Origin of the sequence: Runella defluvii (assembly GCF_014195535.1) — a bacterium.
Lineage (GTDB): Bacteria > Bacteroidota > Bacteroidia > Cytophagales > Spirosomataceae > Runella > Runella defluvii.
In genome coordinates, this window is sequence record NZ_JACIBY010000006.1 from 295,001 (window position 1) to 319,887 (window position 24,887).

The following is a 24,887-nucleotide window of genomic DNA, read 5'->3' on the forward strand; positions in this document are numbered from 1 at the left end:
ACCTGTGAATTACTTTAAATATTATTGCTTCTTCTTCTTTTGTATATTAACTGGACAAACCTTTGCCCAAAAGGGATATGTTTTGGGTAAAGTGTTGGATGCTGCCACTGGCCAAGGTGTCAATCTAGCCACCATTACTAACCTCAAAAACCGCGACATGACGCGCACCAATAAAGAAGGCGTGTTCTTTTTGGATGCTTCGGTGGGCGATTCGATTGAAATCGCGAGCCTCACCCACGAGCGAGGGGCTTTTCGTTGGAATGGAAATGCCGAAGAAATCGTGTTTCGTCTCAAAAAACTGGACAAAGCCATCGAACTCCCCGAAGTAAGGGTAGCCTCCAAACGCGAGCAACAACTCGAAAAAGAAATCAAACAAGTTCTCGCCGAACCCGAAGCCAAAAAGAATTTATCGTTTGGGGAGGCCGTATCCATGGCACAATCACCAATAACGTTATTGTACGAGTTGTTCAGTAAATCGGCCAAAGAAGACCGCAAGGTGGCCATGCTCATGCAAGAAAAGCGCCGCCGCGACTTGGCCAATTACCGTTTTGGGATGATTGCAGGGCAAGCTACCGACCTGAGTGGCGAAAATCTGGAGCGTTTTCGGTATTTCTGCGACTTCTCGGAGGAGTTTTTGCTCTTATCGACCGACTACGACCTTACCTACGAAGTACTCCAATGCTGGAATGTTTACAAAAGAATCAAAAAAAGGCACTAAATAGTTGTACTTTTCAAAGCTTTTTCCGATTATTCGATTCATTTGTATATCCTATTTCAATTTAACCACAAAAAGACTTTATTACCATGAGTGCATTTGCCGAAGTAGTAGAGAAATCTATCGAACAACTTACGGGTGTGGGAGCTGCCGCTGACGAAGCGCTTGTCTCTGCCGTAGCAAAAGGCTTAGGCCCCTCGATTTACAACTTAGATTCTTCATTGGTGGCCGCCTCTGACCCCGAAGAACTTGAGCGCGTAAAAACAAACTTCTTGATTGGGAAATTGGGCTTGACTGATGGCCCCGAACTCGATGCTGCCATTGCCGAAACTATGGCAACGCTCAAAGGCATAAACCGCAAGCTCCGCGTGGTGGTTTACTATCTTTTGGTTAAAAAATTTGGCAAAGAAGCTATCTATTCCTAAAACACTTTTGTTTTAATCTGACGACAACAGAGCCGACTTTTAAGAAAGTCGGCTCTGTTGGTTTTAAATCCCCCCCCCTCACTTCTCCTAAGCAAGATGTCGCATTTTTACAATGACGACAAAAAGCGTCCTATTACTTTTGAAACATCCTATTTAAAAAACGTACCAATTCCATGAAAAAATCACTACTACTGCTGTCGATGTTCGCACTATTGGGCCAACTTAGCTATGCCCAAAGCGCCAAATCTCGCTTACTGGCAGATTGGGAACGGGGTAAAAAATTTATGACCGAATACCTCGCCGCCATGCCCGACGATGGCTATGGCTTTCAGCCTACGCCAGAAATTCGTACGTATGCCCAGCAAATGATGCACATCGCCGACGCCAACTTTGCCTTTGCTTCCGCCGCGAGTGGCAAAGCAAGTCCGTATCAAGGTTCGGCCGAAAAATCAGCCGACCACTCTAAAGCAACTGTCACCAAGACCGTCATGCAAAGCATTGATTTTACCATCGAAGCCCTGAAAGGTGTACCCGATGCTGATTTTGAGAAAAAAGTAAAAGTCTTTGGACAAGAACTGACGGTTGAAAGTGTTTTTGCAAAGTCGTTTGAACACGTGTGCCACCACCGCGGCCAAACGACCATTTATCTCCGCCTCAAAGGCATTAAACCGCCAGCTGAAGGATTGTTTTAGCAAGTCGTTTTTACAATCATAGCCCCAGCATATGAAAAAGCTATTTTTCTGCCTATTTTTATTGACAACGACTGTCGCATTTTTACAAGCACAAGAAAATACGACACCCAAATTGTGGACGACCGCTGACCGTCAGTACACACTCGATAACATGAAACGAACTCGGGATGAGTTGGTCAAAGAAACCCAAAACCTTACCCCAGCACAATGGGCGTTTCATGAGTCGGCCGACCGCTGGTCTATCGGTGAAATTGTGGAGCATTTGGCCCTATGGGAAATTATTTGGAACCGTGAAATCAGCATTGGGGTTCGGAACAAACCAACTCCCGAACTCAACGCCAGCAGCCGCCCCGACAGCTATTACAATGAGTTTATCATGGAAGACGCCAAACATAACGCCTCCGACTATACCAAACCAACAGGCTTTGTCGAAGGTAAAAATAATTTGGCCTTCTTTCTGCGAAATCATGCCATTAACCTGGCATTTGTTGAGACTACACAAGCTGATTTGCGGGCGCATTTTGAATTTACTGGTACTCCCAACCCCCGAAATATGCATCAAGTGTTGATTTTTCAATGGGGACACGTGGATCGCCATTTACGCCAAATCCGTAAAGTAAAAACGCATCCTAATTATCCGAAATAACGCATTCCAACCCTCACAATAAAAAAGATGGAAACAACAAAGACGACCGAATCAATCGCGGAACTGACCCGCAAAGGCACTTGCATCGAGTTTTTCTCGGCTTACCAAGACCTTGATACCGAACGCATGATTAACCTTGCCACGCCCGAAGCAACCGTGTCGTTTCAGCCGCTGGGTGAAGGCGGCAAAGGGCTATTCCGCGAGTTTGGCAAAGCGGTTTGGGGTTTGTTGATGGACTGCTTTCCCGACATTGACAACACCGTTGATAGTATGTATTCCGAAGACGACACGGTGACGTGTAAAGTGGCGATTTTTGGAACGCAAGAAAAAGAATTTATGGGGCTTCCTAGCAAGGGATTGAAATTCAATAGCGACCATATTTTCGTGTTTCGTTTTGATGAAAATGATAAAATCACGGATGTAAGCATCAACTGGAACCACGAAAATTTTGTGGCTCAATTGACGGGTGCGTAACCGTTCGATAAATAATAGTTGTTGTTTTTGAGGTTTTTTCCACTAATTCTTAACTTTCGGTAAATCGTGACTAACCCCATGTTTTACCGAAAGTTTCCTCCACCTGCCCACTTACAGCCCTTTGTCGAATGTTTCTACATTTGGGAATACAGTAAAACACTGGCCAAACCCCTCACTGTTGAGTCGCCACCTTCGGGTTTTGCGTCGATTGTTTTTAACTACGGCACTCCCTACCGCGTTACATCCCAAAAACTAAACGGTGGATTCGTCCCCAAAAACTTCCTGACGGGACAAGCTACCAAAAGTTATCAGTTACAGCTTTCGGGGCAAATTGGCATGGTGGGCATCGTATTTCGGCCTGCGGGCTTGCATACGTTGTTTGGAATGCCGATGTATGAGTTTTCGGACGAGCGAACCAACCTGCGTGATGTGCTGGGAAAATGCGTGGATGAATACAGCGATAAAATAGAAGAGGCGTCGTCGCACGGTGAGCGATTAGCGCTGCTGGAGCAATTTGTCAACGTGCAGTTTCTTCGTAAAAACCCCGTTGCCGACCGTACTGACTTTGCCGCAAACCTAATTGTGGATAAACGCGGACTTATCAACATCAACGATGTCATCAGCGAACTTTACGTATGCCGCCGACAGTTTGAACGGAAGTTTTTGCAAAAAGTAGGCGTCAGTCCCAAATACTACACTCGCATTCGTCGGGTGGGGCATTTGTGCAACGAACTAGCCCAAAAGCGCTGGAAAATAGACGATTGGCAGGACCTTATTTACCATTATGGCTACTACGACCAATCGCATTTTATCAAAGACTTCACCGAATTTATCGGAAAAGCCCCTTCGCTTTACGTAAAAAATAACGCTGAGTTGGCCAATTATCTCAAAAATTAAAGCCACCGCAGGCCGAAACCTTGGGTGGCTTTTGACATTCTGAATCAACAATTCTATACTTTATCTGGTACAATAAAAGGAGCGCGGTATTTGCGAGTGAGCATCGCGTTGGCCTCTTTGTCTCCTACAAATTTTTCGGTAGTTGGGTCAAACTTAAGTTTGCGGTCGAGACGGTAGGCGATGTTGCCCAAATGCGCCAACGACGCCGACAAATGCGCGGTTTCCACTGGACCATTTAAGAGTTTTTTGTCGTGCGCACGCACGGCATCAATGAAGTTTTGGTAGTGGTCGCCGCCTTCTTTGCGCGCAGGGCCTGGCGTACGCTCTTTCCCCAAATACGTTTTATAGTCGTTGTAACCGTTGATGACCATGTAGCCTTTATCGCCGTAAAACAGGTTTCCGACTTCCACACCGTCTTCTTTGTTGGTCATCCACGGGCGGACTTCTACCTCAATCACCTTTTTTTGTTTGGGATAAATGTAGGTTGACGTCAACGTTTCGGGCGTTTCTTTGCAGTCATTCCACAAAAACTTCCCGCCTGCCGACGTAATTTCTTCGGGCAGCCCTACGTCCAAGCCCCACAACGCGAGGTCGGTTTCGTGAATCCCTTGGTTGCCAATGTCGCCATTGCCATAATCCCAAAACCAGTGCCAGTTGTAGTGTACATAGTTTTTACTGAAAGCACGGGCTTGGGCGGGACCTTGCCACAAGTCCCAATCTAACCCCGCAGGCACAGGCGACGTGGGCTGATTGCCAATATCGGGACGCCATTTGTAAATCAACGCCCTCGCCATATAAACATTCCCAATCAGTCCTTCGCGGAGGTGTTTGATGGCTTCTTGTATGGCCACCGAACTCCGCAACTGCACCCCGTGCTGCACAATCCGATTGTATTTATTCGCAGCTTCTACGAGTTTTCGTCCTTCGTAAATATTATGACAGCCTGGTTTTTCCACATAGACATCTTTACCCGCTTGGCAAGCCCAAATCGCCGCCAACGCGTGCCAATGGTTGGGGGTAGCAATACTGACGGCATCAATGTCTTTATCTTCATAGACCTTCCGCAAATCTTGGAACGTCTTGACCTTTTTGTTGTTCTTTTTCTCAAAATCAGCCGCTCTTTCTTGTAAAACCACGTTATCCACGTCGCACAAGGCAGCCACTTCTACATTGGGTAATTTTGAAAAGCCAGAAATGTGGTCTTTCCCACGGCCATTGATACCGATGACGGCGACGCGCACGCGGTCATTGGCGCCAAAAGCACTGGCAGGGATAATAGTTGGAAAGGACAACGAAGCCGTGCCCACTGCCGCCGTCTTAATAAACGAACGGCGGGAAAAAGGTGTGTGTTTCATTGGAAGTCAAGGGTTTGAAATGAACTGTATCATCGTTTGAAAGAAGTACAGCAGCTACGCACAGTAAGGCTATTCGGGGAAAGAAATACTTGTTTTTCTGGAAATCGTTTACCATTTTAGTGACAGCAAAATCCACTTATCCCTACCTGAATGTTTATTTTTAATAAAGTCTTAAAAGATGACGCCCTCCTGCAAGGTCTTCAAGCAGGAACTACCCAAAGGCGGCTCTATGAAAATAAACTGTACGAAAAATACCACTACCTCGTTCGGGAAGCCTGTTTCAAGCACAAAATCAGCCAAGACGATGCCGAAAGCGCATATTCTGACGCGATTTTGACCGTCATCGAGCACGTCGTCAGTCGTCGTTTTGAGGGGCGTTCGGAGTTAAAAACCTATCTAACTCAGATATTTACGAACAAATGTGTTGATAATATCCGAAAAAATACGACTAACAAAGCGGAGGTTCATACCAACAGCATTGGCTTGGAAGATGCGCTCGCTTGGCTACCCGACGAAACGCAGTCGGCCGTACGGAAACTGATTGTGGAAAGTGAAATAGAAACGTTGCAGCAGCGCTTACGGGCCTTGGGAGACAAGTGCCGTGAGATGATTTTGGCGTGGGGAGAAGGGTACTCCGACGAAGAAATTGCCCAAACGATGGGCTACAACACCGCCGCCGTAGCCAAAACAAGTCGATTACGGTGTTTAGAAAAATTGAAAGAAAAATACAAATCTCCCTTTGGGGACTAGGGAGCGATTTATGGAACGAATAGAAAACTATTTTAATCATACCCTTTCGGAAGCAGAACGGGCTGAGTTTGAGACAGAACTCAAGGCCAATCCAGCGTTGGCCCAAGAGGTTGCTTTTTGGCTGCAAGCCCGTGCCGCCGCCCAAGCGGAGGCGCGCGCGCGGCGCAAAGAAGAGTTGACGCAGCTAGGGCAGCAACTCCAACAAAAAGGTCGCCGCAGTCTTTATTATGCCTTGAGTGCGGCTGCTTCGGTGGTTTTGTGTTTGGGCATTAGCTGGTACGTATGGCTTCGAAAGTCGGTTGTTGAAAGCGATTACAACCAAGCATGGGCAAGTACGTACATCGAAAAAAACCTCTCAACCCTCGACGGACTTAAACTAGGAAATGCCGAAACAGATAGCCTGCAATGGGGCATCCGAAGCTATAACGAAGGCGACTTGCAAAAGGCCAAGGCTATTTTTGAAGCACTCCTCCAGCGCGACAGCACCAATGCCGAAGCAGAAAAAAATGCGGGTCTTGTTTCCCTTCGCCTCAAGGAATACGACCAAGCCATTGAACACTTTCACCGCCTTGGCACCCGCACTGATTTGGTCTCAAATCCTGGCAAATTTTACGAAGCCATCGCGCTTTTGATGAAAAATGAACCGTTAACTCAAAAGTCCGCGCAAAATTTGCTCAAGGAAGTAAAGAGGCATAAATTGGAGGGATGGAAGGATGTGGAGTGAGAGAAACTAAAAAAAATCCCCTTTTAAATTTTAACAAAACCATGAGAAAGCTATATTACTTTTTTACTATCCTTTGTTCATTCTCTCTAGTAAGCTGTCGAGACACACAGCAAAACTCTCCCACACTTATTTGGGAATTAGACACTGTTGCTTCCAACAAATCATTATATTCAAAAGACAATACAGGGCTTGTCCTTGGGGATGGTAGAATTCCTAATAGCTTTGTTTTTAAATTTAAAGATGGAACTCCTATTGATACCATACATAAATACGAAAGAGATTGGGGAATTAAAAAGGAATACATAGATTCTTGTTCATGTGACCCAATGTTACGAGGTTATAAAAATTTCCCTCTAAAAAAAATTTATAAAAACAGTGAACCTCTCACTCAAAGAAGCACTAATAAATCGGGAGATGAGCTATTTATCGATAGTAATATTGCTTTCTTTTCACCTAACTACAAAATAACTACTCCACTAAACTACGACAGTGATAATTTCAAAAATTCCTTTGATGCAGCTAACAGATTACATAGTTTAGAACAACCCCAGAAAGTCACAAGCCCTCAAGTTAAAATAGCTATTTTTGACACAGGGTATTATACAAGTATAAACCTAATAAATAGCCCTGGATCTATAAACTGCCCCGATTTTAAAGACTTTCATGATGAAGACCCGCAACTACACGGCACAACAGTAACAGCGTTGCTTATGAACAGCATGGGGGCTTTACGAAATCAAGCACAAATTATTCCAGTTAAAGTCTTAGACTCCAAAGGAGAAGGAACCTTATTTAATTTAGTATGTGGACTAGCATCTCTAAAAAATCAAAATGTAGATATAGTCAACTTGAGTCTAGGCTTCTATGCCCCGTCTGATTCCATTCCATCTAAACTCTTAAAAACATATCTTGACAATACAGAAGCTTGGATTTTTACTGCTGCTGGAAATGCAAATCCAACAATCGATCGAACAGAACGTATAAGTAACCTTAGAGATTTGGCACAACGACACTTTAAATTTTACCCTGCATGCCTTACAGATGCGAACAAATTGGTGTCTGTTACATCAAGCAAAACTAATAAAAATCCATACGAAGTATGCGATACCCAAAACTTTTCTAACCAATACATTGATTTAGCTGTAACGGCTCGCTATGGCGAATGCGGAATTGGTGTTTTAGAAGGCTATTGGGGAGGACAAGGGAGTTCATTTGCCACTCCAATAGCAGCAGGAAAAGCGGCAGCCTTATTAAGGTCAGGCTTACAAGTAGATCGAGATGTACTTTTTCAGAGTATAGGCGTTGCACCAATCACTGCTCCTTCTAAAGTGAAAGTGGGAACGATCCAAAGCCCATAAATCCATGCATATTCCTTTATTTTTAATGATATTATTTATTAGTTTACTCGCGATGGACATTGAACTAAAAGCTCAATGTCCATCGCGAATTCATATTTGGCAAGAAGTAGAAAAAGGAAATCAAGTGTTAAATGATGATGAATTACTCAATTTAACTTTACAATTAAAAAAAACGTGTGAAACTTGTAATTATACAAAAGACTCTGTGTATGCACGTGTTTTACACTTTTTAGGACGTTCATATTGGCTCAGTGGTAGTCCTGAAACTGGAAGGCTTTTTTCCTTAAAATCTATAGAAATTAATCAACTATCCAATCCCTCTGCAAGCAAAGCAAACTGTGCAGGGACTTACTTTAATTTAGGACGTATAGAGCGCGACTTAAATCACACCAGTACAGCTATTATTATGTTACAAAAAGCCATTTTACTAGCAAAAAAATACCCTGAAAAGAAAAATATAGCACTTATTTCTTACCAAGAACTAGCCAACCTTTATCACACTCTTGGAGATTACCAGAAAAGTATCGAATTTGCCGAGGCAGGCGAGAGAGAGGCTATTAAACAGAATAATATTAGTTCACTTGTCAATAATAGATTTGAAAAAATTCAGTCATTACTAAGTTTCAAAAAAGTAGATGAGGCTTTTCAAGTATTACACAATACAATTACCATAGCTGAAAAAATAACTGATACTGATACCAAAGGGTTTTTGTTATCACAAACAGCTAATGTTTATGCTTCTCAAGGAAATTATATAAAAGCAATTGAAGTTTATAAAAAATCATTTACCGCCTATGATTATAAGTCAAAAAACAGCATCGACTCCCGACAAAATCTTGCAGTGACTCTGAATAACATAGGCAACATATATTCTGAAAACTTACGAGATTATAAAAACGCCCTTTTTTATTTTCAGGAAGCATCGAAATATGCTGAGGAACGATTTGCCAAAAGCCGAATCTTAGGAAACATAGCAGAAACATACGGAAAAATCAGCCAATATAAATTAAGTATTGAAACGTATCAAGAGGCCCTTTTCATTGCTCCAATTAATTTTACTACATCCAAAGTTTGGCAAAACCCTCCCGCAAAATCTATTCAAAATGCCGCTGGCAAATCATACCTCCTCACCCTCATCCAAGACAAAGCCGACACTTGGCTTGATTACTACAAAGCAACCAACACCAAAAGCCACCTAACCAACGCCCTCAAAACCTACGCCCTCGCCGATAGCATGATTGATTTTATGCGTTACGAACACGTGGGGGAAGGCTCTAAGTTGTTTTGGCGGCAAAAAACGCGTGGCATGTACGAACGTGCCATCGAAGCCAGTTATTTGGCGGGCGATGCCGAGGCCGCATTTCGTTTCTTTGAAAAATCAAAAGCCGTCCTGCTCTCCGACAAGTTGAATGAACTAGGGGCGAATCAACAACTGACAGAAAGTAGCGCCAAACGTCAACGTGCCCTACGCGACAGCATCGCTAATCTCCAAAACCAACTCGCCAGCCTGCCTGCCAACGACGCCAAAAGAAGCGGTATCCAACGCCGTTTGGAACAATTTAACGACGATTTTGAGGCTTTTCGCAAGCAACTCGAATCAACAAACCCCGCCTATTACCGTTACAAATACGACAACAGTACCCCAACTATCGCTGAGTTTCAAAAATCCATCTCGACTAATGGGTCGGGGGCACGCACGGTGGGGTTCGTGTCTTACTTTGTCGGCGACAGTGCTATTTATGCCTTTTGTTTGGACCAAAAAGCGCGACTTGTTCGCCTTTCCCTACATCCATCTGACTACCAATCTTTGGCCAACGAGTTTCTTTCCCTTTGCGCCGACCGCTCCCGCCTCAATGCTCACTATCCGCAGTATCGTGCGCTGGCCCATCGGCTTTACCAACTTCTATGGAAACCGCTTGGAATGACTGCCTCACGCGTGATTATCTCCCAAGATGGCGTGTTTTTGCCCTTTGAAACCTTGCTTGTTCAGCCAAACCAGAACGATTTTTTGCTCAAACACCACGCCATTAGCTACACGTATTCGGCTAATTTTTTGGCAAAAAACCAGACAGATTTAGCCCCTTCCTTACGTCAGGGTGACAAACTATTCCACCGTAGCTTCGTTGGGTTTGCACCTGAGACTTTTCAGCCGTCGCTCCGCCAAGCTTCGCTCAAAGGTTCGGTCGCGGCTTTGGAGGCCGTAGAAGAAAAGTTTTGGTGGGGAAAAACGCTAAGAAACAACGAAGCCACCAAGGCGCAGTTTATGCGTTATGCCCCCAATTCGCGGGTGATTCAGCTCTTTACCCACGCCGACGCCGACAGTACCGAGGCCGTCGAACCGCGCATTTATTTTCACGATGCGGCACTGCGTCTGTCTGAACTTACCCAAGCCGACCGCTTTGCGGCGCAGTTGCTGGTCCTTTCCGCCTGCAAAACGGGCGTGGGGCAAAATCAGCGCGGTGAGGGGGTGTTTAGCTTGGCACGGGGCTTTGCGGCCTTGGGAATCCCAAGCACCATCACCACGCTCTGGAGCGTAGAAGACCAACCAACCTACGAATTAACCAATCTATTTTACAACTACTTAGACCAAGGGCTCCCCAAGGACGAAGCACTCCAACGCGCCAAACTCGACTGGCTGAACCAAGGCAATGCTGCCGACGCCCTCCCTTCGCAATGGGCAGGCATGATATTGGTCGGCGACACTGCCCCTTTGGCAATGGACGGTTTACGGTTTATTATTTTGGGTTTAGGGTTGTTGGGGCTGGGAGTTTTGGGGGGAGTTTGGTGGTGGCGGCGAAAAAAATAAGTTTGTTTCCCTTTTGTTTCATTATTGCGACTAACTGATTGAAACCACTTTTCAATCATGAAACCGCTACTGATTACTGCCCTCTGCTGTGGCTGGCTTACCAACTACGCCCAATCGACGTACCAATCGGAGGATATGAGCGTACAACTTCAAGTGGATATCCAAAGCCACCGAGACACCCTAGAAATTTTTCGCCGAACGGGCGAAGGAAGACTATCATTTGCCGAAATAAAAATCCTCGCGTTTGCCTCCCAACGTAAGCACAGCCGAATCCGTTACGAACGAGGTTTTGCCGAATTTGTCTTGCACCGATTATCGCTGCGGCCGTCGTCGGTTTCTTCTTTTTAAAAAAAATGAAAAAAATTGTTTCCCTCGTCCTGTCGGCCTACGACTAAGAGATTGAAAGCAAAATCGCACAATATGCTTACTACCAAACACATGAAAACAGCTTCACTGACCCTATTTTATATCGCCTGTTTAGGGCTTAGTTCGTGTAATATTTTCAAGAAAAAAGACCCCGACCCTCTCGCCAGTGCGGCAGGAACTTATATGGGTTCAGCACAGGACAACACGAGCATTATTCAAAATACCCGTGCTAATGTGACTACCTCAACTCAGGATAATCGCTTGTACGTATCGTCGGTAGGCATTACATCCTCTACCTATCAATTGGTCTTGACAGGCTTCCCTAATGGAACATTCTCTGGAACTCGTAATGGATTTTCTTACAGTGGACAAATAACAGTCAATGGAAACACCCTTAATATCACTGGGAGCTATCGACTCACCAACACATCAAGCCCAACTTTTGCCAATTTCAGTTTCACTGGGACAAAGCAGTAAAAGTACCAGCCTTTAATCAATTCCATCATTCTTAAATTCAAAAAAATGATTCAGTCACCAAAATTTGAGGTCAATTTGGGAGGAATAGACCTCAACGAAAAACAAGCCCAAGAGCTTGAAAAAGCCCTTCAACAAACTACTTTGCAGTTTTTGGCGAAGCTGGACAATGGATTCAGCGACGGGCTTTTAGCGTACAAGCCCAACCCTGAAAATCCAGAAGACACTGGATTTCCCCCTTTTGTCCTTCCTAAACGCCCCAAATGGTGGTTTGGGTACATTCTGTGGAAACAACCTAAACCTGGCCAAATAGTACAGTTAGATCGTTTGAAGGCAAGTTTCCCAGACTTTGCCGTTCGAGGCGCTTTTGAAAAACCTCAACTACTTCGCTAACATGAAACCCGACCAAAAAGCCACTTGTCCCAGTGCTGAGCCAAAGGCTGGCGCGGTACTACTAGGCGTAGTAAAGCAGGATGGCGAAGTAGCGCTGCTATCTCAACGTATAGAGATAGACGAACACTTTATCGAAACCGCCTCGCAAGGCCGCGACCTTGGCCAGCGTTTTCGGTTTGCCAGTCCGTGCGCGGCCAAAGGGTGCGCTAATTGGTCAGGTCATCATTGTATGGTACTCGACATCGCCCGCCAATTGGCGCATATTGAGCCGCATGTCGATGAGTTATTACCTGCGTGCAGTATCAGAACCACCTGCCGTTGGTTTATGCAAGAGGGTGGCGATGCCTGTCGCATCTGCCCAAAAATCAATACAGGCTTTGCCGAAGTAGAAACAGTTTAAACATTTTATTACAATGAAAACACTTATAATGAGCCTCTTTCTGGGGCTGATAGGTTATTCTCATGTTCTTTGTGCACAATTAACGGTTACAATTCGCACAGGAGGCGACGACCTACGAGGCGGGCAAGCAGCCTTTGTCCAACTCATATACCGCAATAACACCGTTTCACAAGAATTCGATTTGAATCAAGGAGCAGGTTGGGGAAATAACTCCATGCATACTACGTCTTTTCAGATACAACCTATACCAAATATAAGTAACATTGCTGCTGTTCGTATCCGTTACGACGGTGCTCCCAGAAAATTTCCTGATACTTACGATAATTGGAATTTAGAAACCTTAACGGTTTTATTGAATGGTGTTCAAATTGCCCAATGCTCGGGAACACCTTGGCACCGTTTCACTGGCGAAAGTGCATCCCGAGACTGTAAAGTATCCGTTCAAGCGCCAAACCCTATGACTTTCAATGGCTGCTGGGCTTCCGAATGGTCAGATTGTAACTCTAACGGTAAGATCGTATCAAGTGCTAAACTCAGCTTCAAACAAGACCCTCATAATAAAGCTCGTTGGTACGGAGCGTGGGGCGGAGGCTCAGACAGCAAAGGGAATCAGCACAGCGGATTCCTGCTAGGTACACTCGATGGTCATGTGCTTAAAGGCACGTGGTACGAAGTAATCTATCAAAATAGTATTACATGCCCCAATCTTACCTACAGCGGTACCTTTCAGTTTACGTTAGGCAGTAACTCGTCTTTTTCAGGTACTTGGACAGACACCAACGGTCCATGTCGAGGCTCAAAAATAACTATGTGGTGGAATGGTAAACGATAAAACTATTTCATATCTCTCAAACAATCAAATACATTTCTCTCATCTCATGAAGACCCTACACTCTCTTTCAACTGCACTTCTCAGTGCCTCTCTTTTATTTTTATCAATTGCCTGTACCCCCACGAGCGGTGAACCTGGACCACAGGGGCCTGCGGGGCCGCAAGGTGTAGCAGGTCCACAAGGCCCTGCTGGGCAGAATGGCAACGCCAACGTAACACAAGTCACGTTTAATCAAACATTTAATGCCACAGAATATAAATCGTTTACTTTTCCGCCAGCAATCACCACGGATATCCTCAATTCAAGTGCGATATTGGTATATATTCGAACAAGCAATGATCCAAACAATTTATATCCAATCCCTGGCATGATTGCAGGAGACGATTTTAGATACTTTTTAATCCCGTCCAGCCGTAGTTTTCAGATTAGGCGACAATCAGGTGTATACGTTTCTTCCATAAGCATGACAAAAGTTATTATCATCCCTGCCAATAACCTCATCAATGGCCGTGTTGGCTTGCCTGATATTGATTTTTCAGACTACAATGCCGTCAAAAAGTACTACAATTTACCCGATTAATCTTTCCTCAACATTTAAATCTTCTAAATCAATCATCACATCGCGCAAATCGGTCACAGAAAATGAAAACGACACTATAACACAACCGTGTCAGTATGACAATGGCCGTGTCATCAGATGGACACAAGGAGGCAGAAGCTATGAAACCTATGCTTCGATAATAGGAGAAGGAACACTGTATGTACGAAATATGATACAGGCAAAATAACCGAATATCTTGAATACACCTATCAAAGGGGTCAAGGGGTGTGCGAAATTTTGCAGGTGACTGGGCTGTCTTTTATGTTTATTCTAACGTGCTCTATGTATTTTAGAATGAATGCCCTTAAAACCTGCATTTACTCGTACACCCCTATCAAGATGGTTTATGAACATTAAACGCAATGCTTAACAATTTCTTCAACGGTTTTCCAGATGAAATGAGGAGTAATCGTTCGGCTTCCATCAATTTTTCACTTCTAATACATTTACAATCATGGCAAAAGTAGAAAATGTATCTATGGTCATCGGTGGTGATCGGGTACAAAACAGCAATCAAGAATGGTGCAGAAAGGTAAAAGTATCGGCCAAATTTAAGTTTGCACCAGAAGAGGTCGGAAGTCCATTTCAAGTAAGAATAACGCTTTTTGGCACAGATAGGCCTGGCATAGACGTTGATGACGCACGCCAATTTCCTCCATGGCTACGCTGGGATACCGCCATAGGTGATTTTGATTTTAGCGGTGGAAACGGCACGTTATCTACATCGGCACTTTCTATTGTGGGCTCAGTTGTATATCAGAAAGCCCTAACTCCCACAACCACTGAGATGGATTTTGTAGAAGAGAAATTGGTATTAGAATCTCGACTGAATGAAGACCCGACTTTAGAATTTATCACCATTGGCCGCCCTCCCGTTACTCAACGGATTCCCAAACCGCACCAAGATGAACTATTTGTTAAAGTTCAACTGATAGTTGAGGGGGTATCACCCGTACAAATAACTACTATTTTTTAAGAAGATGGCTGCTACCAAGCTATTTTCAAGACCCAACGCTACAAAGAAGTAGTAGGTACGAGCGCACGGGTATGGTTTCATATTCACCAAATGGGAATTGTTGCTTTTTTTGAAGCCACTTTACAAAAATTACACTAAGTCATTTCTTCAAGATAATAAATAAAATGAAGACCTTCATTCGACCTATTCATACTGCCTCGCTTGTAGCCATTTTGCTCACTGCTACGCTTACAAGCTGCGGTCTTTTCCAGAAAGCGGTAGAAGCCGCCTGGCCACTGCTGGGCACTTACAAAATGAGCAATGTTCAATTGGAGTTGAAATACACTGCCAACAACACATTGTATAATCAGAGAGGTACAACGACTCGTATTCCTAATGACTTTCTGGATTTTAGTACGGGCACCGTCACCATAGGCAATACAACGTACAACTATCGTCAAGAAAAAGTAAATGGAATCAAAAAGGTTGTCTTCATAGACCAATCCACCAACGAAGATGTCGTAAGTTTCACTTACAATCTAAGTAACAACTCCTTAACGCTCACGTCTGACAATGTAATCATGGGTACGAGTGCCCGTGAAAGAGCTCAGGAAGCATTAGGTTGGGCTGCTACTTTTGGCTTTGGCATAACCAATTTCCCACGCATTACCTCAGCCACCGATGCCTCTTACGGTGCATTTATTATCAATGCAAGTAAGTAAGATACTCTTTTCCCCCCCTCCCAAAACAATACATTTATGAAACCCCTCCTCCTCTCGCTTTGCCTGTGGGCAAGCGTAGCTGGGCACAGTATCGCCCAACAAACTACAGTAGTCAATCGCTGGATATCGCCCGTTACCAAAGATTTTATGTCATTGCCCGAAAGTATTTATACTGACCAGCAGCTTATTAGCTGGGGTTATACCCAAAAAACATTTCAGTTTGAGGCGTATTCGGAAGAGCCAAATGGCGACAATGTAACGGCAGTGTATCGGTGGATCATGCCCAACTGCAAAGAGTCTATCCTCATAGCCGAACACGAACTAACCGACGCACAACTACAAAGCTGGGGCTATCGCGACAAGCGTTTACAGTTCTACGTTCCTGTGTTTGAAAAAATAGGTAATCAAGGAGAGTAAAAAATCAATCTCCACACACTAACTAGCTTTCATAGAGCGTTTTAGTTAGAAACAGACATCTACAACGTTTCTATCTTTACTTCTATGAAAGCTTCATTTTTACTTATCGCATTGATGGTGGCATTGGGGAGTTTCTCTTGTCGCCAGGCGGGATTGGAAACCGAACCAGAACCGCTAAAACCCAATGAGCCTACCCTGGCAGAACAAGCTGAAAATTACGCAAAAACGCATCCTGACATTGCGTCTCCCGCCCTGAACAATGCACAGCCGTCTTCGGTCAAAGTGGCTATTGATCAGTTATTTGTGGGCACTTATTCTTTCAAATATGGTTCAAACAACGAACTTCTTCACATCGTTACAGGCAACGACACTATTTTTCAGGAAAGAACTGACCGTACGACTAAAACAGCTTTTAGTAAAGTAAGTGGTGAAACAACGACATTTCAGTTGAATGCTGAAGGACTGGCTCAAAGTTCAAAAGGGACTACCGCCAGCACTCCTAAACGTGAAGTCAATACCCGTTATTTTTACAAAAACGGTTTTTTGGTAAGCATGGCCAATGAGACTAAACTGACTAAGTTTGAGTACAATGGCCAAGGAAATTTGCTTTCGTGGAGTGGTGTTAATCACCAAGGACTAACGACAAATGCTTCTTACGAATACACCGACCTTCCAAATACCATTCGTCAAGAAATCACTAGCTGGATTACTCCTCATTTTTCGATGCGTGGCGATTTTTTAGGTAAATATAGCAGCCGTTTGGTTAAAAAAATGACCATTAACGCTACCTCAGGTATGTCATCTGGCAATCTCATTCTCGACTTTTCTTACACCTTCGATGGCAACGGACGCATCTCCCGCATGACCATTCAGCGGAGCGATGGCACGAAGGTATTTTACGAATATCAATACTAGGAATACTTCCTACAACCGCGCCAACGTCAACCCTCCGTCAATGACAAATACTTGGCCCGTTGAGTACGGAAACGCTCCATCGGCAATGGCCGCCACGGCCTTGCCGATGTCGTCAGGGTAGCCCCAGCGAGGTTGCACGGTAAGTCCTTCGGCGATGAGTTTATCGTACTTAGCCGCTACCCCCGACGTCATGTCGGTTTTGATGACCCCTGGGCGTACTTCATAGACGGGGATGCCCAGCTCGCCCAATCGAGCAGCAAAAAGCTGCGTCATCATGCCTAATCCTGCTTTCGCCACGCAATACTCCCCGCGATTGACGGACGCTACTGTGGCCGAAATCGACGAAATGGTAATGATACTTCCTTCAAAATCTGGTGATGTTTCTTTTTGTTCGACCATCCAATTAGCGACAGCTTGCGTCAGGAAATACGTTCCTTTGAGGTTGGTATTGAGCACATAATCAAAGCTTTCTTCGGCGGCTTCCAAAATATCGGCACGCACTTTGGGGGCAACTCCCGCGTTGTTAACCAATACATTGAGTTGGCCAAAATGGCTTTTTATTTTGGCCAACATACTAGCACGCGCCTCCGCCGAAGCAATATCTCCCTGACAATAGATGACCTCGGCACCCAACGTTCGCAGATGTTCCAAGACATCGCTGACCGCTGCTTCATCGCGTACTCCATTGATAGCCAAATCAAATCCTTTTGGGGCTAAATGCTCCGCAATTCCCAACCCTATTCCACGGCTTCCTCCCGTGACGAATGCTACTTTTTTCATTTAATAAGCCAATAAAATATGTGCTGGAATCCCTAATTCATTGTGCATGAACTTCAAAAAATTGATGCTCATTTGTTTTTTACCACCCAAAATTTCGGAAATCGTGCTTTTACTCAACCCCATTCTCTTAGCCAGCCCTGACTGAGACAGCCCCTGTTCTTCCATTTCGTATTTCAGTGCTTCTAATGGAGTAAGAGGTACGATTTTATAATGTTTTTGCTCGTATTCGTGGATTAATAATGAGATTACTTCCAACAAATCTCCTTCTGGAGTATCAGGTTTTGCATGAAAAACAATTTCTAATTGTTTCAATGCTTTATCATAATCCTCCTCTGTTTTAATAAGTTTTATTGCTTCCATGAGTCAAAATCTATTGTTTTAGCATCTATTTTATCATACTCTGCATGAGTGCCAATAAATTTCACAAAACAAAGCTGGAATTCATAGTTGAATGCTGCTATTAATCTGTATTTATTACGTGCTATGTTAAATACTATTCTTTCATTACCTACAAAGTCTGCATTTTTAAAATCAGCAATCACTTGCTGAGGCGTTTTGTAGTGATTGCCCTCAATTTTACCATACCAGTGCCTTAGGTTTGGTTCCGAGTCAGGATATTTCTCCCAAAACTGTTTTAATGTTTTCAAGGCATGTATTCTCATACTCTGCAAAGTTAAAACAAAAAGTTCGCAAAATGCGAACTTTTTGTTTGCTACTAATTTATTTTTACTATTTTGATGCCATTCCCTACAACCCTTCCTTTATCGCTTTTAGCTCCTCGGCTTCGGGGCGTTTTTTGTAATAGGGGTCTAGTGGGAAGCAACCTGAGATTAGGCCGTGGCGTGGCGCGGTGGTACAATCGGAAAATGTACGGCAAATGAGATTGCGAGTGAGTGTTTTTCCTTGAATCATATCGTCGGGCATAGATGGATACGAAAGCACCATACGCCCAAAACCCACGCTATCGGCCATGCCATTGCGAAGCACGTATTGCGCCACGTTGGGCAACCATTCTTGCAAATAGGAATAGCCAGAACCAATAATCACCAATTCAGGAAATTCAGCTTTTAACCCTGCCGTCACATCAATTTGGCGCTTTACACCCGCAAAAGGCTCCTCAGGCGGCAAGTAACCGTCCGACGGCGGAAACAACGCAGGACGTGTCAGGTGAGGCGTGTAGTAAGGGCTTCCCCCCGTTACGCATATCAACTGAATTCCTAACTCTTGCGCCAAACTCAAAAAGGCTTTGGGTTCGGCCAAATCAATCGAAAGACCGTCTTTTTGCCCGCCAAACGCATACGGATAGGTCTCCATTTGTTCGGGTTCACCTTGGTTGTTGGTGCCTTTTTTAAACGGTATAAAATCGAAAGCGCTCAAGCGAATCCCCATTTCTAACCCTGGAGCGGCCTGTTTGATACCCGCGACGATGTTGCGGAGATAGCGTGTACGGTTTTCAAAGCTACCACCGTATTTTCCGTCGCGGTCGATGGCGCTCAAAAACTCATGCCCCAAGTAGCCGTGACAGTGCTTTATGTCCACAAAATCGTAGCCTGCCTTCTGCGCCAACACCGCTGCTTTTACGTACATGTCTATGATTTCGTCCACCTCTTCGTCGGTCAAGACGGGGTGATCGGCTTCCATGCCAAATTTTTTATTCAAAAACGGGTGCGAATACAAAATTTTCGACTCAAACTTTTTGTGGCTATTGGGTTTGCAAAAACGCCCCGAGTGCGTGAGTTGCAGGCCAATGACTAAGTCGTCGGTGGTGCCAAATTTTTCATAATGTTTATCCAAAATCAGTTGCCGTAATTGAACGAACTCTTCAAAATTTTCTTCGTTCATGACCAACTGATTGGGATTGGCCTTTCCCTCGTGGCATACCGCTACCGCCTCACAACCAAACAATAGCTTGGCTCCGCTCACCGCAAATTTCACCCAACGGTTTTTGGTAAACTCCGATGGCTTCCCGTCGAGTGTGCCGTCCCAGCCTTCCATGGGCAAAATACACAGGCTGTTACCAATCGTCTTGCCCGATTTGAGGGTAATCTTTTTACCAAATGGGCTTTCGGCAGGAGGCAATAAAGTTTCGTCAAACGCCAAATCAACTTGGCTATTTTCTAAGTGTTTCTTCAAATCGGCCGTCGTTTTTAACTGGGCCACTCGGGTATATTTGGGTTTGTATTTTCCGCTGCTCATGGGAGTTCTGTTGTTCGTGATTGCTGGATTACTCCGTCAGACAATAGTCAGACGGAGCTTTTATTACCTATGCTCGTTTGAGGTCTGACTATCGTCTGACCTTTACCCCCGTCAGACGATAGTCAGACGGGGTGCTTTATCGCTTATGCTCGTTTGAGGTCTGACTACCGTCTGACCTCATTTTACACAGTTTAGAAAAGCGTAGTACGGTTCGTTATTGATATTACGCTGCAAGTACAGGGCTGCTTCTCGAATGTGATAATCGCCCCACATACTCGACTCTCCGTACGGGATTTTACTACCTTCTGGTACATAATCCCAACCGTTGGGACGGTGATAAATCGAATGTAGCAATAGTCCTTGGTGCGCAGGGTCGGTGCTGAGGTAAGGCGCTTGCAATAACGTATCCATCACCGTGAGTCCTGCTTGCCAATAACGTTGTCCGTCGGCAGCTTCACCTTTGTCTGTCAAATACTTACCCAGACGCAACAACCCTTGTGCGCCAATGGCAGCGGCGGAACTATCGACAGGTTCGTGGTCGTTGATCGGCTCGGCAGGACGGTCGAGGTAATTGCCTAATTTGTGTAAATTTGGCGCGCCCGTATCCCAATAAGGCACACCGTCGGTAGGCGTATGCGCAATAAAAAAGTCGCAAGTAGCACGGGCGGCTTTGAGCATCATGGCTTCGATAGACGCGCGTCCTCCCAGCGGCTCTAACGCCTCGTCCGAAATATGACTGAGGGCTTCCAACTGCTCAGGGAAACCACACATTGCCCAAGCCAAGCCACGCGTCCAAGTACTGAATCCAGTATAACCTTGTTGCGAATTGGGGCAACGATAATTCCCATCTTTTGTGTTAAAAACGCTTTCGTGGGCGGTACGTCCCCAAAGATCGTACGAATCGCGTCCTTCTCCGTAATAGACGGCATAATCGGCCGTGGCTTTGATGTGTTGAAGTGCGCGTTCGAGTAGGTTGATTTTAACGTCATTTTCTCCCTGAAAAACGTGTCCCAATTGATGGCTTACCACCAAAGCGCGGCACGAGCGAATGGTATCAACAAACAATGAATGAGGGCCATTGAAGGAATGAATAAAGCCGCCGCTCGCTTCACCGTCGCGGCCTTTGATGGTCGTCCAACGGCTTGCTTGCACAGCCCCTGAGATTTTCAGGGCCAATTCGTAGAAATTTTTCTCCCATTCATTGAAAGGGATTTTCCCTTCGTGCATCAATCGCAACAAATTGCCGTAGGTACTGACGTTGTTGAAGCCGTGGTCGTGCACGCCAATGTGGCTCACATGAGGGGCCATGACCGAGAGCGTATTTTTGCGACCATAGTCCAAAAACGCTTCGTCGCCCGTGGCATCAAATTGTAAAATAGCCGCGCCAAACTGAAAGCCTTGTGTCCATTCGGTCCAGCCGCGCGTGGTGTATTGACCTTGTACGGTAAAAACAGGTGAGCCTTTAGCGACGTCGTAGTGGTCGGCAATAGCGCGGATTTTTTGCGCCGAAAGCGCCCAGAAATCGTGTAGCTTGGCTGATAAATCAGAAGGTGTAAGGGTGGAGTTAATCTGAATCATTCGGTATAGTCAACGGTTAATAGTCGAGGAAAACGTTCCGCTTTCCGAGCAGAAATGTTTCTTTTTGGTCAGTAGTATAAACCGTTTTTTGACTAAAATCTACTTGAGTTTCCCACAAAGTTCTCCCCAGTTTTCCTTGAATCAACTTGCACCAATTTGAACCACGTTTGAACGGGTTGTTTTTGAAGGGTTCCACAATTTTGTCGCAGTCATTTTTATTAACCACTCAAATTATTGTAAGCTATGCAATCGTACCTAAAAAACAGCCTGACATTCTTTGCCTTTACCTTGGTTTATTTCTTTGGTTTCAACACCATTGCCCAAGACAAAAGCACACGCCCAAGCCCGCCCGCTCAAGTATCTCGGGAAGTAGGTGGCATTACGATTAGTCTCAACTACGGTCAGCCTTCGGTCAAAGGCCGCAAAGTGTGGGGGGAATTGGTGCCTTACGGACAAGTGTGGCGGGCGGGGGCCAACGAGGCTACCACTTTTGAAATCGACAAAGATGCAACCATTGAAGGCACTACCTTGCCTGCGGGCAAATACGGTTTCTTTGTCATTCCTAGCGAGGGGAAATGGACGCTCATTTTCAACAAAGTAGCGGCGCAGTGGGGAGCTTTCAAGTACGACGAAAAACAGGATGCGTTGCGCGTGAGTGTACAGCCTAAAAAATCGTCGCAATTCAACGAAAAACTGCTCTACACCATTTCTCCCAAAGGCAAGGTTTCACTGTTGTGGGAAAATGTAGAAGTAGCTTTTAGTGTAAATCAGTAACCTGTTGTACAAACCTTGGCAGATAACCACATAGCTCACAATAATTGTGCGCTATGTGGTTTATTTTGTGTAAGCCTTGGTCTTATTTCCCTTGGCTTGTTTCCCAATCTAAACGCTGGTTTTCCTTCTCAAGTACCTGACGAAGTTTCTCGTACGGCAATTTTTGAGGCGAAACGTTGTTTTCAATGGACAAGACCGCCGCTGCTGCCGCCGACTGTCCCAGTATCATAAACACAGGCTCCATACGGATAGAACCATAAGCAATGTGCGAACTTGATACACAGACGGGTACCAGCAGATTGGCACATTCCGTTTCTTTGGGTAAAATTGCCCCATAAGCAATCGAATATGGCTTATCGGGATGAACGCCGATGTCGCCTTCGTTTTGAACGTAGGCTTCGGGGCGGCCTTCCGCTTTAGTCACAAAACGCTGGGCATTGTGCGAATCGAGCGAGTACGACCCCATTCCCACAGGCTGAGGCACATTCGTTTTGCCCAAAGCATCGGCTTCGGTCATCACAAAAACACCTTTCATCCGTCGTGCTTCGCGGATGTATAGTTGATGCGGCCAGCCGCCGTTGTCCTTAAATTCATCTTTGGGTAAGCCCCACTGTTTCATTTTGTCTTGTACGTCGGCAGGAACGCGAGGGTCATTTTGCAAGAAATACATCAAGCCTTTTTGGTATAATTCGTGGTCTTTGATGATAGCCTTACGACGTTCGTAACTCGCTTCGGGATAATCGTAGTTTTTGCCAATGTAGTCGGTACTAAAAGGCCCGTGGTTGTTGGTATCCGTTTTACGGTTCGGAATGGGGTCATACTTATCGAACGTCTCGCGCCAACCCGTCGCAAACACCCGCGCTACCAACTCGTATCGGTCGGGGTTATACCCTTCAGGTTTGGTAAAAAACACGCGGTTGTCGGGGTGGTTGCTCAAACACATTCGGAAGCAGTAGGCTTGGAGTTTGTTATCCCCCGACCCATTTTCACCTGGTGTTTCGGACGAAATCTCAGGCAAAAGTCCGCTTTTAGGGTCATTCTCAACTTTGTACGGACTCACTGGTTTTTTGAAATAATGCCCGTGCTGAAACACCCCTACTTGTACACCGTTCCATTTTTCGCCATAGACGCTGTTGGCCTCACGCCCCACGTGGTAACTCACGCCCGCAGCGGCCATCAAATCACCCTCGTAAGTAGCGTCAATAAACATTTTTCCTTCATAGACATTGCCACTTAGGGTACGAAACGAGGTAATTTTTCCCGATTTTTTGACAACACCTTTGGCCGAACGGTCGAGCCATTCGTTGCGATACACCACCAATTTGTTTTCTTTGACAAAATCTTCAAAAACCTGTTCTGCCGCGTGGGGTTCAAAAATCCACATCGTACGGTTGGCACCATCGAGGGCGGGCGTTCCTTGGCCTTTGTTGCCATATTCTTCCTTTTTTTGCCATTGCCACGACTCATTTTCTTGGTAATGCTGGTACAAGCGATGATAAAACTCCCGCGAAAGCCCGCCAATGACTTGCTTGTTGCCCGTATCGGTAAACCCAAGCCCACCCGACGACAACCCACCGAGGTGTTTATCAGGCGAAACGATAATGGCGGTTTTACCCATTTTTACCACCTGCACCGCCGCCGTCACCGCCGATGACGTACCGCCGTAAATAATCACGTCGGCTTTACGAACCAAAGCGTGAGGAACCAGCGTTCGGTTGGTTTTGAAACTTGGCAAGAAAAGAATAGCCCCCAAAAGCCAAATTAAAAGGGATGTTTTTTTCATTAGAAATGGTTTAGGAATTTAAAAGTTTTTTCAGGTACGCGGGATAATTGGCGCCATCGGGCTTGCCATCGCCAATGGTAATACTGTCACCAAAACAAACTATTTTTTGACGAGGCAACTCATTGTTAATCAAGTGCTCATACACTGCTACTCCGATTACTCGATAGCCGTCGGGCGTTGGATGTAGCCCATCCGTTGTTTTGCTGTTTGCTTCGTTTTTTATCAAGCTACTGGTTTCTAAACTCACGTTGCCCACTTTTTCAAAAAGATGATGTAAGTCCAAAAAAGACAGCCTATAAGCCGTTGCCAATTGTTTAATCAACTGGTTCATTTGTGCCTTACGACCCGCATGGCCTTCGGGTTGATAAAACTCAGGCTTGTGTCGCGTCATTAAGTATGGTTCATATACAGGCAGTAGGTTCATGAGTAAAACTTTGCTTTTAACAGCCAAAATCCTTTCGATGATTTGGCGCATATTTTTCTCATATTCTGCCAACGGAATGAATTTTCGGCTATTCATATCGTTGGTTCCTACCATCAATATCGTTAAGTCAGGCTGGTGTGCCAAACAGTCTTTGTCGATGCGGGCCAATAAATCGACCGTGTTGTTACCACCTACGCCTGAGTTGATAATTTCTGTAGATATACCTTTGGCTTGAGCTATACCCATCGTCAGCAATGACGAACCCAAAACTGTATGCTGAATAAATTTTCGACGCTTCATAAAAAAAGGTTAATGCCCGTTCCCGACGCGTTATGATAATAAACCAAAACTACGTTTAGATTTACTCTGGCTATTGTGTTCTATCAGTGAAAACACATAGAACACAATAGAATAGGCACCAAAAAATAGAAGTTT

29 protein-coding genes are annotated in these 24,887 nt (G+C 45.0%); 21 read left to right on the forward strand and 8 right to left on the reverse strand.

Features of this window, described 5'->3' with window-relative positions:
• Window positions 1-4 precede the first annotated feature (4 nt).
• From FHS57_RS16260 to FHS57_RS16285, 6 genes are all read left to right on the forward strand, one after another.
• Window positions 5-718 carry a hypothetical protein gene (locus FHS57_RS16260; RefSeq protein WP_183975438.1) on the forward strand — a complete coding sequence of 238 codons (714 nt, stop codon included), beginning with the start codon at window positions 5-7 and terminating at the stop codon, window positions 716-718.
• A gap of 86 nt (window positions 719-804) precedes the next feature.
• The gene (locus tag FHS57_RS16265; RefSeq protein ID WP_183975440.1) at window positions 805-1,140 is read left to right on the forward strand and encodes a DUF2853 family protein; all 336 of its coding nucleotides are present in this window, start codon (window positions 805-807) and stop codon (window positions 1,138-1,140) included.
• A gap of 173 nt (window positions 1,141-1,313) precedes the next feature.
• The gene (locus FHS57_RS16270; protein ID WP_122933749.1) at window positions 1,314-1,832 is read left to right on the forward strand and encodes a DinB family protein; all 519 of its coding nucleotides are present in this window, start codon (window positions 1,314-1,316) and stop codon (window positions 1,830-1,832) included.
• 31 nt (window positions 1,833-1,863) lie between these two features.
• Window positions 1,864-2,478 (forward strand): DinB family protein, encoded by a 615-nt coding sequence (locus FHS57_RS16275; RefSeq protein WP_183975442.1) that lies wholly within the window; start codon window positions 1,864-1,866, stop codon window positions 2,476-2,478.
• Window positions 2,479-2,505: 27 nt separating this feature from the next.
• On the forward strand, window positions 2,506-2,952 hold the full coding sequence (locus FHS57_RS16280) for an ester cyclase (protein ID WP_183975444.1): 447 nt from the start codon (window positions 2,506-2,508) through the stop codon (window positions 2,950-2,952).
• A 78-nt stretch (window positions 2,953-3,030) separates the two neighbouring features.
• Window positions 3,031-3,849, forward strand: coding sequence for a DUF6597 domain-containing transcriptional factor (locus FHS57_RS16285; RefSeq protein ID WP_183975446.1), 819 nt, complete (start codon window positions 3,031-3,033; stop codon window positions 3,847-3,849).
• Between the two features lie 53 nt (window positions 3,850-3,902).
• Here the strand turns inward: FHS57_RS16285 and FHS57_RS16290 are convergent, their stop codons facing one another.
• Window positions 3,903-5,204, reverse strand: coding sequence for a Gfo/Idh/MocA family protein (locus tag FHS57_RS16290; protein WP_183975448.1), 1,302 nt, complete (start codon window positions 5,202-5,204; stop codon window positions 3,903-3,905).
• 150 nt (window positions 5,205-5,354) lie between these two features.
• Here FHS57_RS16290 and FHS57_RS16295 point away from each other — a divergent pair, with 150 nt between their 5' ends.
• The 14 genes from FHS57_RS16295 (at window position 5,355) to FHS57_RS16360 (ending at window position 16,917) form a co-directional block, all read left to right on the forward strand.
• Window positions 5,355-5,954, forward strand: a complete 600-nt coding sequence (locus FHS57_RS16295) for an RNA polymerase sigma factor (RefSeq protein ID WP_183975450.1) — start codon at window positions 5,355-5,357, stop codon at window positions 5,952-5,954.
• 10 nt (window positions 5,955-5,964) lie between these two features.
• A complete protein-coding gene (locus FHS57_RS16300; protein ID WP_183975452.1) occupies window positions 5,965-6,678 on the forward strand; it encodes a tetratricopeptide repeat protein in 714 nt (237 codons plus the stop codon).
• A 41-nt stretch (window positions 6,679-6,719) separates the two neighbouring features.
• Complete coding sequence (locus tag FHS57_RS16305) at window positions 6,720-8,036, forward strand: S8 family peptidase (RefSeq protein ID WP_183975454.1); 1,317 nt, start codon at window positions 6,720-6,722, stop codon at window positions 8,034-8,036.
• Between the two features lie 406 nt (window positions 8,037-8,442).
• Window positions 8,443-10,842 carry a CHAT domain-containing protein gene (locus FHS57_RS16310; protein ID WP_183975456.1) on the forward strand — a complete coding sequence of 800 codons (2,400 nt, stop codon included), beginning with the start codon at window positions 8,443-8,445 and terminating at the stop codon, window positions 10,840-10,842.
• 57 nt (window positions 10,843-10,899) lie between these two features.
• Window positions 10,900-11,190 (forward strand): hypothetical protein, encoded by a 291-nt coding sequence (locus FHS57_RS16315; RefSeq protein ID WP_183975458.1) that lies wholly within the window; start codon window positions 10,900-10,902, stop codon window positions 11,188-11,190.
• A gap of 90 nt (window positions 11,191-11,280) precedes the next feature.
• Window positions 11,281-11,685 (forward strand): hypothetical protein, encoded by a 405-nt coding sequence (locus FHS57_RS16320; protein WP_183975460.1) that lies wholly within the window; start codon window positions 11,281-11,283, stop codon window positions 11,683-11,685.
• Between the two features lie 45 nt (window positions 11,686-11,730).
• On the forward strand, window positions 11,731-12,075 hold the full coding sequence (locus FHS57_RS16325) for a hypothetical protein (RefSeq protein WP_183975461.1): 345 nt from the start codon (window positions 11,731-11,733) through the stop codon (window positions 12,073-12,075).
• A gap of 1 nt (window position 12,076) precedes the next feature.
• Window positions 12,077-12,475 (forward strand): hypothetical protein, encoded by a 399-nt coding sequence (locus FHS57_RS16330; protein ID WP_183975462.1) that lies wholly within the window; start codon window positions 12,077-12,079, stop codon window positions 12,473-12,475.
• Between the two features lie 13 nt (window positions 12,476-12,488).
• Window positions 12,489-13,307, forward strand: coding sequence for a hypothetical protein (locus FHS57_RS16335; protein ID WP_183975463.1), 819 nt, complete (start codon window positions 12,489-12,491; stop codon window positions 13,305-13,307).
• 46 nt (window positions 13,308-13,353) lie between these two features.
• A complete protein-coding gene (locus tag FHS57_RS16340) occupies window positions 13,354-13,887 on the forward strand; it encodes a collagen-like triple helix repeat-containing protein (RefSeq protein WP_183975464.1) in 534 nt (177 codons plus the stop codon).
• A gap of 475 nt (window positions 13,888-14,362) precedes the next feature.
• The gene (locus FHS57_RS16345) at window positions 14,363-14,884 is read left to right on the forward strand and encodes a hypothetical protein (protein ID WP_183975465.1); all 522 of its coding nucleotides are present in this window, start codon (window positions 14,363-14,365) and stop codon (window positions 14,882-14,884) included.
• 164 nt (window positions 14,885-15,048) lie between these two features.
• On the forward strand, window positions 15,049-15,585 hold the full coding sequence (locus FHS57_RS16350) for a hypothetical protein (RefSeq protein ID WP_183975466.1): 537 nt from the start codon (window positions 15,049-15,051) through the stop codon (window positions 15,583-15,585).
• 36 nt (window positions 15,586-15,621) lie between these two features.
• Window positions 15,622-16,002 (forward strand): hypothetical protein, encoded by a 381-nt coding sequence (locus FHS57_RS16355; protein ID WP_183975467.1) that lies wholly within the window; start codon window positions 15,622-15,624, stop codon window positions 16,000-16,002.
• An 84-nt stretch (window positions 16,003-16,086) separates the two neighbouring features.
• A complete protein-coding gene (locus FHS57_RS16360) occupies window positions 16,087-16,917 on the forward strand; it encodes a hypothetical protein (RefSeq protein ID WP_183975469.1) in 831 nt (276 codons plus the stop codon).
• A gap of 9 nt (window positions 16,918-16,926) precedes the next feature.
• Here the strand turns inward: FHS57_RS16360 and FHS57_RS16365 are convergent, their stop codons facing one another.
• From FHS57_RS16365 to FHS57_RS16385, 5 genes are all read right to left on the reverse strand, one after another.
• Window positions 16,927-17,697: a 3-ketoacyl-ACP reductase gene (locus tag FHS57_RS16365; protein WP_183975471.1), complete on the reverse strand. Its 771-nt coding sequence runs from the start codon at window positions 17,695-17,697 to the stop codon at window positions 16,927-16,929.
• Window positions 17,698-18,057 (reverse strand): helix-turn-helix domain-containing protein, encoded by a 360-nt coding sequence (locus FHS57_RS16370; protein ID WP_183975473.1) that lies wholly within the window; start codon window positions 18,055-18,057, stop codon window positions 17,698-17,700.
• Entirely contained in the window at window positions 18,045-18,359 is a 315-nt protein-coding gene (locus FHS57_RS16375; protein ID WP_183975475.1) for a type II toxin-antitoxin system HigB family toxin, read from the reverse strand. Before FHS57_RS16375 ends, FHS57_RS16370 begins: the two co-directional genes overlap by 13 nt.
• 85 nt (window positions 18,360-18,444) lie before the next feature.
• A complete protein-coding gene (locus tag FHS57_RS16380) occupies window positions 18,445-19,893 on the reverse strand; it encodes an oxidoreductase (protein ID WP_183975477.1) in 1,449 nt (482 codons plus the stop codon).
• Between the two features lie 177 nt (window positions 19,894-20,070).
• Window positions 20,071-21,471, reverse strand: a complete 1,401-nt coding sequence (locus FHS57_RS16385; protein ID WP_183975479.1) for a glycoside hydrolase family 88 protein — start codon at window positions 21,469-21,471, stop codon at window positions 20,071-20,073.
• A 243-nt stretch (window positions 21,472-21,714) separates the two neighbouring features.
• Here FHS57_RS16385 and FHS57_RS16390 point away from each other — a divergent pair, with 243 nt between their 5' ends.
• Window positions 21,715-22,245, forward strand: coding sequence for a DUF2911 domain-containing protein (locus FHS57_RS16390; protein ID WP_183975481.1), 531 nt, complete (start codon window positions 21,715-21,717; stop codon window positions 22,243-22,245).
• Window positions 22,246-22,327: 82 nt separating this feature from the next.
• Here the strand turns inward: FHS57_RS16390 and FHS57_RS16395 are convergent, their stop codons facing one another.
• Both FHS57_RS16395 and FHS57_RS16400 read right to left on the reverse strand, forming a co-directional pair.
• Entirely contained in the window at window positions 22,328-24,028 is a 1,701-nt protein-coding gene (locus FHS57_RS16395; protein ID WP_183975483.1) for an FAD-dependent oxidoreductase, read from the reverse strand.
• A 10-nt stretch (window positions 24,029-24,038) separates the two neighbouring features.
• Complete coding sequence (locus FHS57_RS16400; RefSeq protein WP_183975485.1) at window positions 24,039-24,752, reverse strand: SGNH/GDSL hydrolase family protein; 714 nt, start codon at window positions 24,750-24,752, stop codon at window positions 24,039-24,041.
• Between the last annotated feature and the right edge of the window lie 135 nt (window positions 24,753-24,887).

Excerpts from the sequence above, each read along its gene's own strand:
- FHS57_RS16385 (WP_183975479.1), bottom strand. The coding sequence starts at position 21,471 with ATGATTCAGATTAACTCCACCCTTACACCTTCTGATTTATCAGCCAAG.
- FHS57_RS16270 (WP_122933749.1), top strand. The coding sequence starts at position 1,314 with ATGAAAAAATCACTACTACTGCTGTCGATGTTCGCACTATTGGGCCAA.
- FHS57_RS16330 (WP_183975462.1), top strand. The coding sequence starts at position 12,077 with ATGAAACCCGACCAAAAAGCCACTTGTCCCAGTGCTGAGCCAAAGGCT.
- FHS57_RS16275 (WP_183975442.1), top strand. The coding sequence starts at position 1,864 with ATGAAAAAGCTATTTTTCTGCCTATTTTTATTGACAACGACTGTCGCA.
- FHS57_RS16360 (WP_183975469.1), top strand. The coding sequence starts at position 16,087 with ATGAAAGCTTCATTTTTACTTATCGCATTGATGGTGGCATTGGGGAGT.
- FHS57_RS16365 (WP_183975471.1), bottom strand. The coding sequence starts at position 17,697 with ATGAAAAAAGTAGCATTCGTCACGGGAGGAAGCCGTGGAATAGGGTTG.
- FHS57_RS16265 (WP_183975440.1), top strand. The coding sequence starts at position 805 with ATGAGTGCATTTGCCGAAGTAGTAGAGAAATCTATCGAACAACTTACG.
- FHS57_RS16290 (WP_183975448.1), bottom strand. The coding sequence starts at position 5,204 with ATGAAACACACACCTTTTTCCCGCCGTTCGTTTATTAAGACGGCGGCA.
- FHS57_RS16390 (WP_183975481.1), top strand. The coding sequence starts at position 21,715 with ATGCAATCGTACCTAAAAAACAGCCTGACATTCTTTGCCTTTACCTTG.
- FHS57_RS16285 (WP_183975446.1), top strand. The coding sequence starts at position 3,031 with ATGTTTTACCGAAAGTTTCCTCCACCTGCCCACTTACAGCCCTTTGTC.
- FHS57_RS16295 (WP_183975450.1), top strand. The coding sequence starts at position 5,355 with ATGTTTATTTTTAATAAAGTCTTAAAAGATGACGCCCTCCTGCAAGGT.
- FHS57_RS16325 (WP_183975461.1), top strand. The coding sequence starts at position 11,731 with ATGATTCAGTCACCAAAATTTGAGGTCAATTTGGGAGGAATAGACCTC.
- FHS57_RS16315 (WP_183975458.1), top strand. The coding sequence starts at position 10,900 with ATGAAACCGCTACTGATTACTGCCCTCTGCTGTGGCTGGCTTACCAAC.
- FHS57_RS16320 (WP_183975460.1), top strand. The coding sequence starts at position 11,281 with ATGAAAACAGCTTCACTGACCCTATTTTATATCGCCTGTTTAGGGCTT.
- FHS57_RS16350 (WP_183975466.1), top strand. The coding sequence starts at position 15,049 with ATGAAGACCTTCATTCGACCTATTCATACTGCCTCGCTTGTAGCCATT.
- FHS57_RS16370 (WP_183975473.1), bottom strand. The coding sequence starts at position 18,057 with ATGGAAGCAATAAAACTTATTAAAACAGAGGAGGATTATGATAAAGCA.
- FHS57_RS16300 (WP_183975452.1), top strand. The coding sequence starts at position 5,965 with ATGGAACGAATAGAAAACTATTTTAATCATACCCTTTCGGAAGCAGAA.
- FHS57_RS16380 (WP_183975477.1), bottom strand. The coding sequence starts at position 19,893 with ATGAGCAGCGGAAAATACAAACCCAAATATACCCGAGTGGCCCAGTTA.
- FHS57_RS16400 (WP_183975485.1), bottom strand. The coding sequence starts at position 24,752 with ATGAAGCGTCGAAAATTTATTCAGCATACAGTTTTGGGTTCGTCATTG.
- FHS57_RS16310 (WP_183975456.1), top strand. The coding sequence starts at position 8,443 with ATGTTACAAAAAGCCATTTTACTAGCAAAAAAATACCCTGAAAAGAAA.
- FHS57_RS16375 (WP_183975475.1), bottom strand. The coding sequence starts at position 18,359 with ATGAGAATACATGCCTTGAAAACATTAAAACAGTTTTGGGAGAAATAT.
- FHS57_RS16305 (WP_183975454.1), top strand. The coding sequence starts at position 6,720 with ATGAGAAAGCTATATTACTTTTTTACTATCCTTTGTTCATTCTCTCTA.
- FHS57_RS16280 (WP_183975444.1), top strand. The coding sequence starts at position 2,506 with ATGGAAACAACAAAGACGACCGAATCAATCGCGGAACTGACCCGCAAA.
- FHS57_RS16340 (WP_183975464.1), top strand. The coding sequence starts at position 13,354 with ATGAAGACCCTACACTCTCTTTCAACTGCACTTCTCAGTGCCTCTCTT.
- FHS57_RS16335 (WP_183975463.1), top strand. The coding sequence starts at position 12,489 with ATGAAAACACTTATAATGAGCCTCTTTCTGGGGCTGATAGGTTATTCT.
- FHS57_RS16395 (WP_183975483.1), bottom strand. The coding sequence starts at position 24,028 with ATGAAAAAAACATCCCTTTTAATTTGGCTTTTGGGGGCTATTCTTTTC.
- FHS57_RS16355 (WP_183975467.1), top strand. The coding sequence starts at position 15,622 with ATGAAACCCCTCCTCCTCTCGCTTTGCCTGTGGGCAAGCGTAGCTGGG.
- FHS57_RS16345 (WP_183975465.1), top strand. The coding sequence starts at position 14,363 with ATGGCAAAAGTAGAAAATGTATCTATGGTCATCGGTGGTGATCGGGTA.